Source organism: Morganella sp. Je.2.23 (assembly GCF_051129855.1).
Lineage (GTDB): Bacteria > Pseudomonadota > Gammaproteobacteria > Enterobacterales > Enterobacteriaceae > Morganella > Morganella sibonii.
In genome coordinates this window covers 220484-239347 of record NZ_JBCPSQ010000003.1, presented here as the reverse complement: position 1 = coordinate 239347, position 18864 = coordinate 220484, and the positions used below count along the sequence as shown (strand labels likewise).

15 protein-coding genes are annotated in these 18864 nt (G+C 52.7%); 3 read left to right on the top strand and 12 right to left on the bottom strand.

All coding sequences use genetic code 11. From position 1 onward, the window contains the following. Positions 1-40: 40 nt before the first annotated feature. From pyrG to dgt, 6 genes are all read right to left on the bottom strand, one after another. Positions 41-1678 (bottom strand): glutamine hydrolyzing CTP synthase, encoded by a 1638-nt coding sequence (gene pyrG / locus AAZR23_RS13320; protein WP_046895129.1) that lies wholly within the window; start codon positions 1676-1678, stop codon positions 41-43. 223 nt (positions 1679-1901) lie between these two features. Then, positions 1902-2690, bottom strand: coding sequence for a nucleoside triphosphate pyrophosphohydrolase (gene mazG / locus AAZR23_RS13315; RefSeq protein WP_046895128.1), 789 nt, complete (start codon positions 2688-2690; stop codon positions 1902-1904). A gap of 86 nt (positions 2691-2776) precedes the next feature. After that, positions 2777-5011, bottom strand: coding sequence for a GTP diphosphokinase (relA, locus tag AAZR23_RS13310; RefSeq protein WP_046895127.1), 2235 nt, complete (start codon positions 5009-5011; stop codon positions 2777-2779). Positions 5012-5020: 9 nt separating this feature from the next. Continuing rightward, positions 5021-6403 (bottom strand): 23S rRNA (uracil(1939)-C(5))-methyltransferase RlmD, encoded by a 1383-nt coding sequence (gene rlmD / locus AAZR23_RS13305; protein WP_247717316.1) that lies wholly within the window; start codon positions 6401-6403, stop codon positions 5021-5023. Between the two features lie 346 nt (positions 6404-6749). Beyond that, entirely contained in the window at positions 6750-7871 is a 1122-nt protein-coding gene (locus AAZR23_RS13300; protein ID WP_434693117.1) for a glutamate-cysteine ligase family protein, read from the bottom strand. 299 nt (positions 7872-8170) lie between these two features. After that, on the bottom strand, positions 8171-9682 hold the full coding sequence (gene dgt / locus AAZR23_RS13295) for a dGTPase (protein ID WP_434693114.1): 1512 nt from the start codon (positions 9680-9682) through the stop codon (positions 8171-8173). A 115-nt stretch (positions 9683-9797) separates the two neighbouring features. Between dgt and mtnN the strand changes: the two genes are divergently transcribed. The 3 genes from mtnN (at position 9798) to AAZR23_RS13280 (ending at position 12510) form a co-directional block, all read left to right on the top strand. Further along, a complete protein-coding gene (gene mtnN / locus AAZR23_RS13290) occupies positions 9798-10499 on the top strand; it encodes a 5'-methylthioadenosine/S-adenosylhomocysteine nucleosidase (RefSeq protein ID WP_072871926.1) in 702 nt (233 codons plus the stop codon). Beyond that, positions 10496-11302, top strand: a complete 807-nt coding sequence (gene btuF, locus AAZR23_RS13285; protein WP_434693111.1) for a vitamin B12 ABC transporter substrate-binding protein BtuF — start codon at positions 10496-10498, stop codon at positions 11300-11302. The genes mtnN and btuF overlap by 4 nt, the downstream gene beginning before the upstream one ends. A 239-nt stretch (positions 11303-11541) precedes the next feature. Continuing rightward, entirely contained in the window at positions 11542-12510 is a 969-nt protein-coding gene (locus tag AAZR23_RS13280; protein WP_052926401.1) for a macro domain-containing protein, read from the top strand. Between the two features lie 49 nt (positions 12511-12559). On the opposite strand, the gene AAZR23_RS13275 is transcribed toward AAZR23_RS13280, so the two are convergent. The 6 genes from AAZR23_RS13275 to AAZR23_RS13250 all read right to left on the bottom strand — a co-directional run bounded on the left by AAZR23_RS13275 (position 12560) and on the right by AAZR23_RS13250 (position 18616). Then, entirely contained in the window at positions 12560-13414 is an 855-nt protein-coding gene (locus AAZR23_RS13275; protein ID WP_434693108.1) for a dimethyl sulfoxide reductase anchor subunit family protein, read from the bottom strand. Positions 13415-13425: 11 nt separating this feature from the next. Then, positions 13426-13968 carry a DMSO/selenate family reductase complex B subunit gene (locus AAZR23_RS13270; RefSeq protein WP_112550366.1) on the bottom strand — a complete coding sequence of 181 codons (543 nt, stop codon included), beginning with the start codon at positions 13966-13968 and terminating at the stop codon, positions 13426-13428. A gap of 11 nt (positions 13969-13979) precedes the next feature. Next, entirely contained in the window at positions 13980-16202 is a 2223-nt protein-coding gene (locus AAZR23_RS13265; protein WP_434693263.1) for a molybdopterin-dependent oxidoreductase, read from the bottom strand. 119 nt (positions 16203-16321) lie between these two features. Next, positions 16322-16558 carry a twin-arginine translocation signal domain-containing protein gene (locus AAZR23_RS13260; protein WP_434693105.1) on the bottom strand — a complete coding sequence of 79 codons (237 nt, stop codon included), beginning with the start codon at positions 16556-16558 and terminating at the stop codon, positions 16322-16324. Positions 16559-16590: 32 nt separating this feature from the next. Then, a complete protein-coding gene (locus tag AAZR23_RS13255) occupies positions 16591-17277 on the bottom strand; it encodes a TorD/DmsD family molecular chaperone (protein WP_046895120.1) in 687 nt (228 codons plus the stop codon). After that, the gene (locus tag AAZR23_RS13250; protein WP_434693102.1) at positions 17267-18616 is read right to left on the bottom strand and encodes a radical SAM protein; all 1350 of its coding nucleotides are present in this window, start codon (positions 18614-18616) and stop codon (positions 17267-17269) included. The genes AAZR23_RS13255 and AAZR23_RS13250 overlap by 11 nt, the downstream gene beginning before the upstream one ends. Positions 18617-18864: the final 248 nt, after the last annotated feature.

Genomic DNA, 18864 nt, shown 5'->3' with positions numbered 1-18864 from the left:
TAAGTAACCGGCACTTACGGCCGGTCACTCACCTCACATCTTATTTTAGCAGACCTTTCTGATTATCAGAGGCCGCTTTGACAAAACCTGCAAACAGCGGATGACCATCACGCGGGGTAGAGGTGAACTCCGGATGGAACTGACAAGCCACAAACCACGGATGATTCGGGTTCTCGATGATTTCCACCAGTTTGTTGTCCACTGAACGGCCGGCAACCAGCAGACCTGCATCTTCAAGACGCTTCAGTAACATGTTGTTCACTTCATAACGATGACGGTGACGTTCAGTAATCGCATCTTTGCCGTACATCCGGCGAACCAGAGAATTGTTCGTCAGGTGGCATAACTGACCGCCGACACGCATTGTACCGCCGAGATCGCTCTCTTCGCTGCGGACTTCAATATTGCCGTCTTCATCACGCCATTCAGTAATCAGCGCGACGACCGGGTACTTACAATCAGCATCAAATTCCGTGGAGTTCGCATCTTCCATACCGGCCAGGTTACGGGCAAAGTCAATCAGTGCCACCTGCATCCCCAGGCAAATGCCCAGATACGGAATGTTGTTCTCGCGGGCATAGCGGGCGGTCATAATCTTGCCTTCCACACCACGGGAACCGAAGCCGCCCGGCACCAGAATCGCATCCAGTCCCTGTAACAGTTCTGTACCGCGGGTTTCCACATCCTGAGAATCAATCAGTTTGATGTTCACAGTAACGCGGTTTTTCAGGCCGCCGTGCTTCAGTGCTTCGATAACAGATTTATAGGCATCCGGCAGTTCAACATATTTGCCGACCATCCCGATGGTGACTTCACCTGACGGATTGGCTTCCTCATAAATCACCTGCTCCCATTCGGAGAGATCTGCTTCCGGAGCATTAATGCTGAATCGTTTACAGATATAATCATCTAATCCCTGGGATTTCAAGAGGCCGGGGATTTTATAAATGGAATCGACATCTTTCAGACTGATAACCGCTTTTTCAGGAACGTTACAGAAAAGCGCGATTTTCGCACGTTCGTTAGCAGGAATCACTCTGTCTGAACGGCAAATCAGCACATCCGGCTGAATTCCGATGGATAATAATTCTTTTACTGAGTGCTGAGTCGGCTTGGTTTTTACTTCACCGGCTGCGGCCAGATACGGAACCAAAGTCAAATGCAGATATAAGGTGTGCTCACGGCCGACTTCCGCCGCCATCTGACGGATAGCTTCCAGGAACGGCAGTGATTCGATATCACCGACAGTCCCGCCGACTTCCACCAGCACCACGTCATGACCTTCACCGCCACGGATGATACGGTCTTTGATTTCGTTGGTGATGTGCGGGATAACCTGAATGGTGGCACCGAGATAGTCGCCGCGGCGCTCTTTGCGCAGGACTTCAGAGTAAACACGTCCGGTAGTAAAGTTATTACGGCGGGTCATTTTGGTGCGGATGAAGCGCTCGTAGTGACCTAAGTCGAGATCAGTTTCAGCGCCGTCGTTAGTGACGAAAACTTCCCCGTGTTGGGTCGGGCTCATGGTTCCCGGATCGACGTTGATGTACGGATCCAGTTTCATCATGGTGACATTGAGTCCACGGGCTTCGAGTATAGCCGCTAAAGAGGCTGCGGCAATGCCTTTACCCAGAGAGGATACGACCCCGCCGGTCACAAAAATATAATTAGTTTTCATGCTGAACCTGAAAGTTTAGGTGTAATAGATGATGGATATAACAGGACGGGAAAATAGTATACCCTAACCTTATTTTGGCGACAAATAATCTCGTCACCTCTTTTCGGTTATCCGTCGCTCCCGGGGCGGTAAAAACCGCCTTTTTACACTAACTAATCAACGTCTTACATTTTATAAAAAACTTTTCATTCTCCGGTAAAATCATTAGCTGAAAGCATTAAGCTTACCCCTCACGGGATTTAACATCCTGCCAACTTTTCTCCATTTCATCAAGTGTTGCTGATTCCATCGTCAGTCCGCGGGCGGCGATATCGTTCTCCACCTGCCGGAAACGGTTTTCAAACTTGCGGCAGGCTTTTTGTAACACCATTTCCGGTTTATGTCCCAGATGACGGGAAAAATTCACCACTGCGAACAGTAAATCCCCCAGCTCTTCGGCCACACGCTCATCATTCACCTGCGGCTGATTCACTTCCTCCATCACCTCATCCAGTTCCTCGTACACCTTACCGAGCACCGGCGGGAGTGTGTCCCAGTCAAATCCGGCTGACGCACAGCGTTTCTGGATTTTATAGGCTCGCATCAGGGCAGGCAGTGTTGCCGGGATATCATCCAGCAGAGAATATTGTGATTTTTCAGCGCGCTCCGCACTTTTGCGCTGTTCCCAGCCGGAAATAGCCGCTTCCGCGCCGATCCCCTGCTCACGGGCAAAAATATGCGGATGGCGGCGGGTCAGTTTATCGCTGACCGCGGCGGCAATATCCTCAAAGTCAAAACGCCCTTCTTCTTTCGCCATCTGTGCATAGAACACCACCTGAAAAAGTAAGTCACCTAACTCACCTTTCAGATCGTCAAAATCAGCCCGCTCAATGGCATCCAGAACCTCATAGGTTTCTTCCAGGGTGTAAGGGGCGATAGTGGCATAAGTTTGCGCTTTGTCCCACGGACAGCCGTTTTCCGGGTCGCGTAACTGCGACATGATCGCCAGCAGGCGTTCAACTGATACAGACATGTGATTAGTTCCTGAATATGATTTCCGCGAGTGATAAAAAAAGCAGACCTTGGTCTGCTTTTCAGTGTAACCGATTTCCGGCCGTTTTACTGAGTGTGGCGTTTGGCCTCAATCACATCCGGCAGCTGGTTCAGTTTTGCCAGCACACGGCTGAGGGTCTGGATATTGTAAATTTCCATGTCCATATCGATGGTGGCAATCTGCTGTTTCACATCACTGTGGCTGCGCACCCCGAGAACATTCACTTTTTCGTTAGCCAGAATCGTGGTGATATCACGCAGCAGACCGCTGCGGTCATTTGCCACCACCCGCACCACCAGAGAATAGCCGCTGGAGTAACTCGCGCTCCAGACTGCTTCCACCAGACGCTCCGGTGCCTGCTCCTGCAATTCCGCCAGCTGTTCACAATCCGCGCGGTGGATGGAGATCCCCCGGCCTTTGGTGATAAAACCGATAATATCATCCCCCGGAATCGGCTGGCAGCAGCGGGCGATGTGATGCATCAGGTTACCGACACCCTCAACCACAATGCGGCCGCTGCTCTGGTGAGCCGGTGCCGGTTTGGCCGGCGGCGCTTTTTCAAGGGTTTTCAGGGCTTCACGATCGGCTTCTTCCGCTGTCGGTTTGTTCAGCTTGCTTTGCAGGAAGTTCGACAACTGGTTGATACGGATATCACCGACACCAATACCGGCCAGCACTTCATCCAGCGAATGAACGTTATAGCGGGCGATCAGCAGTTTTTCCGCCTCTTTCAGGCTGATATCCTGCGCGGCCAGTTCGTTGTCCAGCATCTGCCGTCCGGCAATAATATTTTTATCGCGATCCTGTTTGCGGAACCAGTTATGGATTTTTGCCCGCCCGCGGCTGGTGGTGACATAACCCAGGTTCGGGTTCAGCCAGTCACGGCTCGGGTTCGGCTGTTTCTGGGTGATGACTTCAATCTGATCGCCCATCTGTAACTGGTAGCTGAACGGCACGATACGGCCGCCGATTTTCGCACCGATGCAGCGGTGCCCCACATCGCTGTGGATATGGTAGGCGAAATCGAGCGGCGTGGAGCCGGCCGGTAAATCCACCACATCCCCTTTCGGGGTAAAGACGTAAACACGGTCGTCAAACACCTGACTGCGCACTTCATCCAGCATTTCGCCGGAATCGGCCATCTCTTCCTGCCACGCAATCAGTTTACGCAGCCAGGCAATGCGGTTCTCGTAACTGCCGGTTTTCCCGCCGCCTGCGGTACCTTCTTTGTATTTCCAGTGCGCCGCAACGCCGAGTTCCGCATCTTCATGCATCTGCCGGGTACGGATCTGAATTTCCAGGGTTTTGCCTTTCGGCCCCAGCACCACGGTATGAATGGACTGATAGCCGTTCGGTTTCGGATTAGCCACATAGTCATCAAACTCATCCGGCAGATGACGGAAATGGGTGTGGACAATCCCGAGTGCGGCGTAGCAGTCCTGGAGACGCTCCACCACAATCCGCACGGCGCGGACATCAAACAGTTCATCAAAAGAAAGTGATTTTTTCTGCATCTTGCGCCAGATGCTGTAAATATGCTTCGGCCGCCCGTAGATCTCTGCCTGAATACCCTCTTCTTTCATGTCCTCACGCAGTGACGTCACAAAATTATCGATATACTCTTCGCGGTCAAGACGGCGCTCATGCAGCAGGCTGGCAATGCGTTTGTAATCATCCGGGTGCAGATAACGGAAGCAGTAATCCTCCAGCTCCCATTTCAGTTGCCCGATCCCGAGGCGGTTTGCCAGCGGGGCATAAATATTGAAACACTCTTTGGCGGCCAGAACGCGTTCGTCCTCACCGGCATCTTTGACTTCGCGCAGATGGGCGATCCGCTCCGCCAGCTTGATAACCACGCAGCGGAAATCTTCCACCATGGAGAGCAGCATGCGGCGGATGTTATCCACCTGCACCGAACTGGTTTCGTCATTATGGGTGGCTTTCAGCTGACGGATAGCATCCATATCCATCACACCTTTGACCAGCAGCCAGATAGCGGAGCCAAAGGCTTCGCTTATCTCTTCCTCACCGAGGATCTCCGCTTCGGCCAGCGGAAAAAGCAACGCTGCACGCAGACTGTCGAGATCCATACTGAGGGTGGATAAAATTTCCACCATCTCAATACCGCGCCCCAACAACAGCGCCGCATCCTGATGACCATCAACCTGCTGATGACAGTAATGCCAGACCTCTTCCAGTTTTTCACCCGTCACCGGGTTATGCAGCCCGAGGCTGTTAATCCAGTGTGCCGGGTCAAACTCACCGGCCGGTGTTAAATGCGCACTTCTTACCGCGACCATACATTCTCCCTACTGACTGACCGGTGGTGTCTTCGTGAAAAGCACCATCGACTCCAAATGGCCGGTTTGCGGAAACATATCCAGCATGCGGACAGCATTCCGGTGATACCCGGCACCATGCAGAACCTGACTATCCCTTGCAAGTGTTGTGGGATTGCAGGAAACATAAACGATGCGCTCAGGGGAAAGCGCAACAATATGCGGCATAATCTCAGCCGCCCCGGCTCGTGCCGGATCCAGTAATACTTTATTAAACCCGGAAGCCGCCCACGGCTCCCCGGTAATATCCTGCGACAAATCCGCGTGATAAAACGCGGCATTCGCCAGATGATTGAGACGGGCATTCTCCCGGGCCGTGCGGACCAGCGCTTCCACGCCCTCCACTCCGACAACTTCACCGGCGCGTTCCGCTACCGGCAGCGTAAAGTTTCCCATCCCGCAGAAGAGATCTAACACGCGATCGTGTTTTGTCAGCTCCAACCAGTTCAGCGCCTGTGCGACCATCTGCTCATTCAGGTCACCGTTCACCTGGATAAAATCCTGCGGGCTGAACTGTAATTTTAACCCGGCCACCGCGTAATACGGAGGATACTGCGCACAAACTGACACAGGCGGAGTATCCGCACTGCCCTGCAAATAAAGCGCAGTGCTGTATTCAGAACAAAATGCCGTCAGTACCGACATATCCGCATCACTGAGCGGCGCCAGATGGCGCAGCACCAGCAGAGGACCACTTTCCGTATCCGCCAGTTCCGCATGACCGAGTTTCGGTGCGGCAGCCAGCGACGCGAGACAGGCCTGTAAGGGTACCAGCAATGCTTCAAGACGCGGAACCAGTACCGGACACTGTTTTACGGCGACCGTTGATTTGCTCTGCGCCTGACGAAATCCCATGGTCAGCTGTTTTGTTTTCGGGGAATACACCAGTGCCAGCCGCGCCCGGCGGCGGTAGCCGTACTCTTCCCCGCTCAGTACAGGGATATCCCCGCACGCCTCACCCGTTTCGCGGGTCAGCAGGTAAGAGAGATAAGCAGCTTTGGTTTCCCGCTGCATTGCAACCGGAATGTGCTGCTGCTGACAGCCGCCGCACTGTCCGTAATGACGGCAGGCCGGTTTGCGGCGTGCCGGATTATCAGACAGACGTTTCACCACACTGCCTTTGGCGTAGTGGCGCTTTTCTTCCGTCAGCCTGACCTGTGCGGACTCATCCGGCATCAGATCCGGGATAAAAACAGTTTTGCCCTGAAGGCGGGCAATGCCCTGCCCGAGAGCATCGAGAGAGTCAGCGGTGACAGTGACAGTACGGGACTGCCGCGGGGCCTGACGGGGCTGAGAATAAAATTGCGCCATAATGATAAAAAACGTTGTCTGTGAGGCCGGTGATTTTCCCATAAAGCAGCGTATTGACCAACGGATTATTCGGGTACGCTGCAGGTTACACGCTGTAAACCGGTAAAAATACGAGCTGATGATGATACCATAATGCCGGATAGCACCTCAGCACTATTTATTAAAATGATAAATAATATTTATCGTTATACCGTCGTGCTGCCGGTTTCATTATTAATGCTGTCAGAAACAGCAGTATTCTGTGAATAATACGCAGGATCAGTCTCTGATAAATATTAAATTTACATGAACTTACCAGTGCTGATTTTTTTACCGCAAAAAAAACCGTTATTAAAAAAATAACGGTTTATTATTGCCGGTAACAAAAATGTATCCTGATATGACGGTGTTACGCATTAAGATCCGGCCACAGCCCGCCGAAATGCATTAACTCACCACTGACCATAAAACGGGTGATCATTTCATCCGCAGGCGTCATTCTGTTTGCCAGACGTTCACTGAGTAACTGCAGCCGGTCAGCTTCATGCAGCAGACCATGTTGTTCCAGCGCCCGTCGGGCGGCGTTCAGCAGCGTTTCCGCCACCGTGGAAACGGTCAGATCCGCAAACGGACCACGGGCAATCGCATTAAAGCGGGAATCCGGCTGCACGCCGTAATTAAAGGAGATGGTATCATCCAGCACCAGCCCGAGAACCCACGCGCAGAATGCACCCAGCAGCGCCGGATCGGGAACGGCATCAAACGCTTTGAACTCAATCCGCCCGTGCTCTCCCTCGTTACGCGCAGGGTAAATAAAGTCATGCGGATACACCGCCGAGTTGGTCAGAAACCCTTTGCAGGCCGGACGATGACAACTACGCAGTGCGGTACGGCGGGATAAACCGCCCCATAACTGTCCGTTTTCCAGCGGGCCGTTCAGCGAAAGAGCCACCAGATACGGCGCGAAAAAGGTCAGTTTTTCTACTGCCTGGACAACACGGACATCGCTCATTTCCGGTACGGAGATATTGATATCCGGCCCGCAGGTCTGCATCACCAGGTCGGCATGGCGGAATGCGGCATGTTCCTCGCGGAAGTTTTTTTCCCACGCATTCAGCGGCGGATTAAACTGATAGCGCGGCGAAACCGGGTGATAAGCGCTGATCCCCAGTCCCAGCCCGCAGTCCTTCAGGCGCTCACTCAGCTGAATTTCTATCGTTTGCAGGGAATTTAATGCTGCCGTTACTGACTCTGCCGGCGGGGTACGGATTTCTATCCCTTTGATAACCTGTGCAACAAGCTGACCTTCCGGCGAAAAACGCTCATCGCCCTCAACATACCAGTAACCGGCTTTAATGCCCGCATCCCCTTTATGCAGCGAGGCATCATCCATCCCCGGACGGTTATTCAGTGCAGGCTCCAGCTCTGACAAGGTAATATTGTCAAAAGATTTAATACCGGCGGCACTTTTATTCCGGTACAACGTCAGCCAATATTCAAATTCAATCCCGACCCGATACTCTTTTTGCATACGTGATGTAATCCCGGTTAATACATTTGGTGCGACGGTATAGTCCCTGAAACATATTCAGGCTGCAATAATATGATGCACATATAAAAAATAAGAAATAATAACAATTTGTTTTATATTCATTAACATTTGCATCGCAAATTGTTTTGATATTTCTTCCTTAAATAACAGATATCCGCCACCGAATACAGTGAATCTATTTCAGCAACAACTGCAGATTAATCGTAGCAACAATTCCGGTAATATTGAACCGGAATTGTCAGGTCATTTGTGAGAAAGTGCTGCCATTAATCAGCAGCTTACTGACAAACAGAGAAACGCCGGTATTCTTCGTAAGCGTAATGGTCGGTCATACCGCTGATATAATCCTGAATCAGCCGGGCCCGGTAATAAAATTCCAGGATCGTCCGCTCTTCCGGCGGGTGTTCCGCCAGTGCGGCAACCGCTTCACTGTAAGCCGCCCGCTGCTTGCGTGACAGCTTATGCAACAGCCGGGTTTCGATAAAATAGTATTTGTGGAAATTTTCACGGACCAGATCCGCAAAATCGGCCTGCGGCATCATTAATAATGGCCGGTAGAAATCCAGCAGACCATTGATGATTCTGAATCCCTGCAATTCAAGCTCTTCCACTTCGTGATGGGTAAACACATACTTAAACGCGACCCGTTTCAGGGTTTTCAGCAGGCGGTGTTCTTCACTTTTATCTTCCAGCAGCGCCTGATTGTAAGTGCCTGCAAACACCGCAGGCAGATTATCAATAAAGCGTTGTGCGGTGTACGGCACCAGTTTGTTGGTGATATAGACCCGCAGATACATGAAAAACTGATCCTGCGGGCTGCGGTGATGACTGCGGGTAAGCGACTGGTAAGCCAGCTCCACCGTATCCCGGAACAGGGCGGAATCCTCTGAGCCTTCCAGCGCCCGCCACTCCTGGCGCAGATACGTCACCAGCGTATCCGGGGTCAGAATGCCTTTCTCCACAGCATCATCCAGATCAGCAATGCAATACGAGATATCATCCGCGGCTTCCATAATATAACTGAGCGGAAAACGGCAGAATTCACCGAGCTGTAACTCATCGCGCAGCCGCTGAATCAGGGTATTTTCAGACCAGTAATAGCCCGGTTTTTTGGTGAGATAATCGAATTGTTCCGGCACCGGCTCTAACTGCCAGGCGGGACGGGTATATTTCAGCACACTGCCTATCTGGGCAAATGTCAGATTGAGTTTCAGCAGATGGTGCGCCATCCGCATTCCCTGGGCATTCCCCTCAAACTGACATAAATCGCGGCGCAGCTGACGGCGCAGATTATCCGCCTGCGGTGAACCGGTCGGGCGCAGTGCGGTAATCTGACAGTTATCTTCCCCGCCGGTCTGCGGTTCACCCAGCAGACTGCCGAACCATTTCTGAATCGCTGCCTCGCCGAAATGGCCGAACGGCGGGTTACCGATGTCATGCATCAGACACGCCATTTCCACCACACTTTCAAAAGCATCCGTGCGCTCATCCAGGCCATATTCTTCCAGCTGTTGTGACTGTTTCAGCTGACTGAGGATGGTTTTGGCGATATAGCGCCCGACCTGCTGTACTTCCAGAGAGTGAGTGAGACGGCTGCGGACAGCGGAATTCTGCTCCAGCGGAAAAACCTGGGTTTTCTGTTGCAGACGACGGACAGCGGCGGAATTGATGATGCGCCCGCGATCACTTTCAAATGCCTGATTCACCAGAAACTCTTCTGCGGATTCCGCCGCTGAAGCACCAAACTGGCGGTGGAAATTCAGCTTCTTTTTAAAATCGATCACCGGCACGTCGCCTCCGTCTTTTTATCCGCACGGGAAAAGACACCGCCCGCCGGGATTCAGTGATAAACTGTTGCTAATCCGTTATTATGCAGTTCAATTTCTATTCAGGGAGTATGACATAATGAAAGTCGGTATCATAGGTGCGATGGAGCAGGAAGTAACCCTGCTGCGTGATCAGATTACCAACATGCAAACCCTCCGCCACGGCGGCTGTGAAATCTATACCGGTCAGATCAACGGTGTTGATGTCGCCCTGCTCAAATCCGGTATCGGTAAAGTGGCGGCCGCCATCGGTACCACCCTGCTGCTGGAGCTGTGCAAACCGGATGTGGTGATTAACACCGGTTCTGCCGGTGGCCTCGCCCCGCACCTGAATGTCGGCGATATTGTTGTCTCCTCCGAAGTCCGTTATCACGACGCGGATGTTACCGCATTCGGCTACGAGCCGGGCCAGATGGCACAATGCCCGCCTGCCTTTATCGCTGATGCCGGTCTTATTGCACTGACTGAGAAATGCATTCAGACGCTCGGCCTGAACGCCGTACGCGGCCTGATTTGCAGCGGTGACGCCTTTATTAACGGCGCAGAGCCGCTGGCGCGTATCCGTGCAACGTTCCCGTCCGTGGTGGCGGTGGAAATGGAATGTGCGGCTGTCGGCCATGTGTGCCATCAGTATCAGGTACCGTTTGTGGTGGTTCGCGCCATTTCTGATGTGGCAGATAAAGCCTCTCACCTCAGTTTTGATGAGTTTCTGCCGCTGGCGGCAAAGCAGTCTTCCCTGATGGTGGCGGAAATCCTCGCCAATATTGATTCGCTGAAATGATCAGACGATCATTGCGCTTCGCCGGTCTGCTGTTTCTGCTGGCATCCGCCGGAGCACAGGCTGCGGCACAGCGGGTGATCGCCCTCTCCCCGTCACTGGCGGAGATGGCCTATGCCGCCGGTCTGGGAGATAACCTGGTCGGCGTCAGTGCCAACGCGGATTCCCCCCCGGAAGCAAAAAACATCGAACAGGTGTCCAGCTGGCAGGGACTGAATCTTGAACGTATTATTGCCCTGAAGCCGGATCTGATCATGGCCTGGCGCGGCGGCAACCCGCAGCGCCCGCTGAGTCAGCTGGAGCATCTCGGGATAAAAGTCGAGTATTTTGATCCGCACAACCTCGGTGAAATTGCGGATGATCTGGATCGCCTTGCTTCTTACAGTCCGCAACCGGCCCTGGCGGAACAAGCTGCTTCAGATATGCGCAGCGGGATTGAAACCCTGAAAGCCCGCTACGGTGATAAACCGGAAAAACGGATCTTTCTCCAGTTCGGCCAGAACCCGATTTTTACCGCATCCGGCAACACCCTGCAAAGCGAAGTGGTCACACTGTGCCGTGGTAAAAACGTGTTTGCCGACAGCCCGGTTCCCTGGCCGCAGGTCAATCGTGAGCAGGTACTGACCCGCAGACCGGCGATGATCCTGATCTCAGGGGATGACCGCGAAGTGGAGAATGTAAAACGCTTCTGGTCTCCGCAGCTTGATGTGCCGGTTATTACTATCAATGCCGACTGGTTCCAGCGCGGCACGCCGCGGCTGTTAAAGGCTGCGGAAGAATTGTGTGAGAAGATAAATAATACCTGATATGAATATATCATGTTAATAATATGCCGCTTATTATGCGGCATATTATATTTTTGTTTTATTTTATCTCACTCTTCATTTTAAATTCCTCCATATTTAATTCATTTTTATATTCCCTGTTATTATTACTTATTTCTCCGTGACTATTCTTATTCCGTAAACCCAAGAAAATTCCTATACCCGTCAGCGTCATAGCAGGCGACAATATTGCAGACTGAAATATAAAACGGACTGTAACGATGATTAAATACCTCAAAGGTGATTTACTGAGATCTGATGCGCAGGCATTGGTAAATGCCGTTAATTGTCAGGGCGTCATGGGAAAGGGAATTGCCTATCAGTTCAGACTGGATTATCCGGTCAACGCACACGCCTATGAAGCTTTATGCAAAGAAAATAAAATAGGCGCCGGTCAGCTGTCAGTTACGGACGAACACGGCCGGAAAGTGATCAACTTCCCGACCCGCGATAAATGGGACTCCCCTTCCGGTTATGAATTTATCGAAAGCGGACTGCGCGAGCTGAAAGCCCTGATTAAAAAACAGGGACTGAAATCCGTGGCCATTCCGGCACTCGGCTGCGGCAGCGGCGGGCTGGATTGGCGTCAGGTGGATAATCTGATCCAGACACATCTCGGCGAGTTAACAGATACCGATATTATGATCTATCCGCCGGTCAAATATATTGATGACAGTATCAGCCCGCATCATGTGCTGGTCTGGTGGATTGATAACTGCCTGCTGATCCCGTCACGCTACAATCTCTATATTGCCATTTATATTTTACAGCGCCTGAACGGCATGAATCTGTTTAATTTCAGCGGCACGATCAGCACGCTGTATTCCGATGATATTGATCGCTATGTCAATGATCTGCGTGACCGGATTGCATACTACGGTATTGATTTTAATACGGTGATCGATGTGCAGATCAAACTGAACCGCGAGCTCCCGGAAAACCCGCTGCCAATCTTTGATCACTACCTTAACCGGGTGATGGGTTCACTCAATCCGCTGACCTACCGTGATCAGTCTCTGCTGCTGGCGATGATGATTGACGGATTATTGCAGGGGAAAGCAATCAAAGAGATCACCACGATTCTGCGCGAGCGCTATCAGGCGCGGGATATTGATTTTGTGCTGTTCCAGGCCAAAAACGGCGGCCTGCTGAAAGATAATATTTTAGGGGATGTCATTCTTACCCGCTGATAAAAAATCCGGACGTGAAGGCGTCCGGATCTTTGTTTCATACCGCGTATTACCCGCCGAGCGAGAAGAACACCACACGCCCGACCGCTTCACCGGCAAAGACACAGATAACCGCCAGTGCCATCATCAGCGTGCCGTGAGTGACCTGTGCATTTTTCTGACACAGCAGACGTCCGGCAAAGAACATTCCCAGTCCGATCAGCACCACACGGATAATATGCAGGTTCAGCAACCCTTCCGGCATAACCCGTGGTGTCATTCCGGCATAGATCGGCTCACCGATGTTACCGGTCAGCGACAGCGCACTCAGCAGTATCAGCAGCAATCCCGCCACGCCCGCCGCAAGCGCAATCTTCACCACACGCTGAATCAGCACATCCTCACGGGCATAACCCAGTGCAGTTACCAGCAGCAGTCCGGCAATCATTCCGCCGGTCAGCAGCACGGAACCGAAGAACCCGGTATAGGTAAACAGTCCGCCCCACAGATTAAACAGGGTGTTTGCGTACAGCGCGGACATCACATACATATACACCAGCCCCGCCACTGCACTTAACAGCAGCAGGAAGCCGTTCACTTTCTGTTTTAACAGCAGCAGCGCGACACTGAAGAACAGCAGCGCCATATAAACAGCCGTCGCCCAGACTTCACGGCTCATCCACGAGTCAGAAACGTGCAGCATGGTATAAAACATATGGAACGGATTCCCCATATGGAACAGGGAACCCAGCAGACCGGCACAGCCCAGCAGGAAAGAGACAACCAGCGGAACGCGCACCCATTTCATCGCGGTGCGGGCATCCGTGCAGCCGAACAGGCGGAAGTAACAAAGTAACGTGATCACCAGACAGCCGACCGAAGCCTGCATAAATAAGGTGAATATAACAAGAGGCAGTTCATGCATGATCATTCTCCTTATCCTTTGGTGCCGACAACCAGGTTCGGCCGGGTAACGGATGAGTTAGGCAAACCGCCGATATCGGCATTGGTACCGTATTTTTTGCGCAGTTCGCTGATAAGACCAAACTCAATGGCGCGCATCGGGCAGGAATCCACACACATCGGATTGCCGCCCTGCTCCCGCAGATCCAGACAGGTATCACATTTGGTCATCATACCGAGCGCAGGGTCAAACTGCGGTGCTTCATACGGACAGGCCCAGGTACAGTAACGGCAGCCCACACACTTGTCATGATCCACCAGCACCACCCCGTCCTCTTCCCGCTTATGCATCGCGGTTGTCGGGCAATGGCTGACACACTGCGGATCATCACAATGGTTACAGGCAATGGAGAGATGCCAGCGGCGCGGGCGCGGATACTCCCCGGCCTCGATATCATACACCCGGCGGAAGTTACGCCCGACCTCGAGATCGTTCTTATCCTTACACGCCACAACACAGGTTTTGCACCCGATGCAGGCGGCGACATTTATATAAAATCCAACTTGCTTATCCATGTCTGTGCCCCTTATCCGATAATCCGCTGCGGCAGACGCGCATCGTCAGTTAATTGCTCACCGTGCCATTTTTCGATATTACACAGCATCGTGTTCCACCCGGAGGTGCCCAGCCCGGTCGGTACCTGAATCGTCAGGGAGTTATCCGCCCCGGCCATATCGATCCCGGTGGTTTCATCCACATTGGTCCAGCTCCCGTGCGGCAGTGCAACCACACCCGGTTTCATGGTCTGGGTCACCAGTGCCGGACGCAGGATTTTGCCCTGCGGGCTGGTCACCAGAACCGTTTCACCCTGTTTGATATCCAGACGTTTGGCATCGGAGGCATTAATATAGATAGGGCTCGGCCACTGCTCACGCAGCCACGGCACGTTATCCAGGGTACTGTGTGAACGGCGCAGATAGTGCGGGTTATAGACCTGGAACGGATAATCCCCTTTCTCTTTTTTGCTGAAATCTTTAAAACTGGCTTCATAACCGCTCGCAGACGGGATGTATTCGGCGATTGGCGGTAATTCTGTCCAGCCGCACTCTTTCGCTTTCTCCGTCAGCGTTTCGCAGTAGATTTCAAACTTACCGCTCGGCGTCGGGCGCGGATTCGCCGCCGGATCGCGGATAAAGTCCTCATACGCAATATAACCGTAATTATCATCCGCAGTGCGCTCCACCTGATATTTCCCTTTGGTCAGGAATTCATTCAGCGTGATACGTCCTTCCTGCGGCGTACCGGTCACCTGCCATTCATCAATATCCGCCTGCGTAATGGTGAACAGCGGCGCTTTGGTAACGCCATCTTCGGTAATGATGGTTGCACCGTTGAGTTTGTTGAAGAACTGCTGCTTTTCGGAGATCGGGAAGATCTCGTCCACATTGACACCCAGGCGTTTACCCAGCTCTTTCGCGATCCACTGGTCGCTTTTCGCTTCATACAGCGGCGGGGTCACATTCACCGCAGCAATGATTACTTCACGGTTACTCGGGTTAAGAATGGTACCCTCGCGCTCCCACTCGGTTGTCACCGGCAGGATCACATCCGAATATTTCGCACAGGTATGCGGGACATAGGCTGCGGTCGCGATAAATTCCACACCGCTGCGGTAAGCCTCAATCCCCTGCATAATATTGGCGCGGGTCTGTAAGGTGGCGTTAAACGGATGAAAAATCATCTGAATATTGGCATCCACATCCCCGACACCGCGCTGACGGAATTTTTTCTCCAGCAGGGCGCGGTTCAGTTCATTGTGGTTGATTTTCAGACTGACCGGGTTTTTCACCGCCGGTAAGCCGTTCGCACCGGCCATCACCAGACGGGTGCCGTTGTTCCCGGCGGCATAGTGACAACACGCGCCGGTCATGCGGCCCGGGCGGCCCATATGGCCGGTCATAAAGCCGAGTGTTGAAAATGCCTGAACCCATCCCTCACCGTTATGAATACGTGCCGGTGCCCAGCCGGTTAACAGCGCCACGCGCTGTGTGCCGCCAATCTGACGTGCCAGCGAGCGGATATCCGATGCGGAGATACCGCAGATCTCTGCTGCCCATTCCGGAGTGGTCGGTTTGCCGGTATAGGTACCCAGCAGATAATCTTTGAAGTTTTTCTTCGGATCAGCCCCTGACGGCATATTGCTTTCATCGAAACCGACAGTGCAGCGGCGCAGGAATTCCCAATCGATCAGCGGATTTTCCGGGCTGTCCATCTCCAGCAGTGCATGCATGATCCCCAGCGCCAGCGCGTGGTCTGTACCCGGGTTGATCGGATACCAGTCTGCATCCATCAGTTCTGCGGTGGCGGTATAGCTCGGGTCGATACTGATAAAACGCGCTCCGGCTTTTTTCGCCTGATAATAGTTATAAGTCGGACTGCCCGGACTGGACCACGCCGGGTTCGCACCCCACATCACAATCAGCTGTGAGTTACGCATATCAAAACGGTCATTGGTGCCGAAGGTGTAGAACCCTTCCAGCAGCCCCAGATGTGCCGGCGTTTCAAACCACGCCCCCCAGGAAGTCGTCCCCCAGTCACCGGTAAAACCGCCTGCGGCAGAGAATACACTCTGAAAATCCGTACCGTTACCACCGGTAACCCACAGGGATTCATTGCCGTGTTGTCCGGTAATGCGTTTGGTTTCGGACGCCACAATATCCAGCGCCTCATCCCAGCTGATACGCACCCACTGATCGCGTCCGCGCAGGGTTTTATCCCCGCCGCCCGGTGCCCAGTTTTTACGTTTCATCGGGTATTTCAGGCGGTCAGCCCCGAACACCTGTTTACGCTGGGAGCGGCCGCGCAGACACCCGCGCTGCTGCGGGAAGTCCGGGGAATCGGCCACCACATCATCGGTTTTTTGTCTGATCACCACGCCATCAGCCACCAGTGCTTTGTTAACACAGCGGCCGCCGCAGTTATGCCAGCAGGCGACAGGTTTCCACTGCCCTTTGGCGGCTGAAGGTGCTGCGGGGTGGTCTGTGCCGGTGCCGGGGTGGCGGCATGAAGTTGTCTGCTCAGCGGCAGTGCCGCCATGGCGGATGCTGCCGACGTCCATTTCAGAAATGAACGGCGGGTTACGCCGGTTTTCTGTCTGTCTGACATTGCTCTTACCTCATCATCATGTTTTTAAATTATTATTGTAAGTTTATTAATTCATTGATTTTTTTATAATCATTCCGGACAAAGACTTCCAGAAGTGTACTGAGCTGACGATAAAACCCCGTTTCCGCGTGATTATTCAGTTCACGGCAGAACGGTGTGATAAACGCCAGCAGATGTGCCTGCATAAATTCAGATGAAACCGCCAGCAGTGCGGTAATGCGCTCACATATCGCCTGTTCACGGTCAAGTTCCTGTGATGCCTGCTCACTCAGCTTCCACAGGAAATCCAGTTCATAGCCGATGTGATCCGCCGCCTCATACTCCGTTTCCGGCAGATGAAAACCGTGCTGCTGATAAAAGGTTTTCACGTTCAGGGTGCTCTCCTGAAACAGCAGTTTGTCGCGGGAGACATAAACTGACTCCCACGGCGGCGCAGGCGGTGATTCCGGTCCGATAAACAAACGCGTAAAGTCCCAGTGCAGCGCCTCAAAATCAGATGCCCCCTGTTTAAGCATGCGGGTGTTCAGATCATCCCGCATGGCATCGAGCGCACTCTGCATGGCAGGCAGCGAGTCATCTGCCGGAAACAGTGACAGCCCCTCATCACGCAGATAAACCAGCAGTTCTGCTGTCGGCTCGTCCGTCAGCAGACGGCGCAGAACATCATAAGCAAACTGACGCGCATACAGATAATCCGGGTCCCGGTCATCACTGTTCACACATACCTCCGTGGATATCGTCGGGCGAAAATTCAGCGGGCGTGGTGAGTTCAACCCGCACTTCTTTAATCAGGGGATTGCCCTGCTCATCGGCCTCCGCAATATGGGATGTCAGCAGAACAGGCAGTTCAGGGGTTTCCGTCAGGTGCATAATCGATTCAGGACTGAATTGTAAAAAATCGTGCAGGAGATCTTCCCGGAAGGGTGCATCTGCTTTACGCAGCACCGCCGCGACAGCAGCGCAATCCTCACCGAACACCTTCGCGCTTTTGAAAAAATAATCGCGGGGAGAAAAAAGGTAATACGGCTCCGCGCTGAGAAACGCGTTGCTCTGATACACCTGGCCGGTGTGTTTGTTCTCCAGTGAGCAGTAATGCACACCGGCGGAAAGCTGATTTTCGAGGGCAAATTTCAGTACCCGCAGACAGGCAAGTTCACTGTCCGCCACCGCCAGACCACCGGCATACCAGTAATTGTAATAAACTTCGTAAGGCGGATTTTTCAGGGCAAAGCCCCGTTCCTGATAGGCCGGGCTGTTGGTCAGCGGAAAACAGAATTCCAGCAGATTGATGCCGTTCACGCCGATAGCATCCAGTTTCAGCAGCAGGTCATACATCTGCTCTTCACTGCCGGGGATCACCGGCATTTCCACCATCACATCCGGAAAAATCTCCCGTGCCAGCGCTATCCGGCTGAGCACTTTTTCAATTTTCTCCGGCGGATCATCAATTTTGATACTGAAACGCACCTCTTTCAGACCGGCTGCCGCCAGTGCCAGCGCGGTATTGCGATCCAGCGGATCACCGGCGGTATACAGCCGGGTATGAACGCCGGGCAACTTCGCCTGTACCGTCTCAAAAAAGCGGATGCTCTCCTGACGAAACAGCAGCGGCTCGCCGCCGGTCAGCGCAATGTGAGTAAGCGGATACCCTTCTCCGGCAATCGCATTCACTTCACCAATGGCATCACGCATCTCATGCTGAAAACCATCGTAATTTTCCTGATTCGGATTGAAGCAAAAATAGCAGTCGCGGTGACATTTCAGTGATAAAAATGTGGTGTAACTGCCCTCACCGGTGCGGCACTGCACACACGCGGATGACAGCCAGCGGCTGTGAATACTCTTGCCGTTATTGGCAAAAACCGCCCCCAGCGCTTTGACTTCACGGCGCAGTGCATCCGTTTCCGCCCGGCGGCGGCGGGGTGCTTCAAATGGTAATCCGTACTGCGCAATGGCCTGCTGTGTCTGTTTTTCAATATCGGCATAGCGCCTGACATACCGCTGCAACGCCGCATTATGCTGTAAAACCGGGGTCTGTTCTGTCAGCGGGTAAATCATAGAAGATTCCTTAACGTACGCTGCCGGAAACGCTCCGGCGGGTATCACTGGCTGAGATAAAATAGTCAGGTATATTCCTGCATTTATTTCTCATATTTCAGGTGTGACCGATGTGAACAGGTAATATTTTTACATGTTCAGTGTAAATGAGTGAAATACCGGCATATTGAGCGGGATCAAGATGAAATCAATTTATCGCTATAGATACAAGTATATAGCGATAATATTATCAGCCAATGATGAATATA

Coding starts and splice junctions, on each gene's coding strand:
- AAZR23_RS13270 (WP_112550366.1), bottom strand. CDS start 13,968: ATGGATAAGCAAGTTGGATTTTATATAAATGTCGCCGCCTGCATCGGG.
- rlmD (WP_247717316.1), bottom strand. CDS start 6,403: ATGGGAAAATCACCGGCCTCACAGACAACGTTTTTTATCATTATGGCG.
- AAZR23_RS13260 (WP_434693105.1), bottom strand. CDS start 16,558: ATGTCAGACAGACAGAAAACCGGCGTAACCCGCCGTTCATTTCTGAAA.
- mtnN (WP_072871926.1), top strand. CDS start 9,798: ATGAAAGTCGGTATCATAGGTGCGATGGAGCAGGAAGTAACCCTGCTG.
- AAZR23_RS13265 (WP_434693263.1), bottom strand. CDS start 16,202: ATGAAACGTAAAAACTGGGCACCGGGCGGCGGGGATAAAACCCTGCGC.
- mazG (WP_046895128.1), bottom strand. CDS start 2,690: ATGTCTGTATCAGTTGAACGCCTGCTGGCGATCATGTCGCAGTTACGC.
- relA (WP_046895127.1), bottom strand. CDS start 5,011: ATGGTCGCGGTAAGAAGTGCGCATTTAACACCGGCCGGTGAGTTTGAC.
- AAZR23_RS13300 (WP_434693117.1), bottom strand. CDS start 7,871: ATGCAAAAAGAGTATCGGGTCGGGATTGAATTTGAATATTGGCTGACG.
- pyrG (WP_046895129.1), bottom strand. CDS start 1,678: ATGAAAACTAATTATATTTTTGTGACCGGCGGGGTCGTATCCTCTCTG.
- AAZR23_RS13280 (WP_052926401.1), top strand. CDS start 11,542: ATGATTAAATACCTCAAAGGTGATTTACTGAGATCTGATGCGCAGGCA.
- AAZR23_RS13275 (WP_434693108.1), bottom strand. CDS start 13,414: ATGCATGAACTGCCTCTTGTTATATTCACCTTATTTATGCAGGCTTCG.
- btuF (WP_434693111.1), top strand. CDS start 10,496: ATGATCAGACGATCATTGCGCTTCGCCGGTCTGCTGTTTCTGCTGGCA.
- AAZR23_RS13250 (WP_434693102.1), bottom strand. CDS start 18,616: ATGATTTACCCGCTGACAGAACAGACCCCGGTTTTACAGCATAATGCG.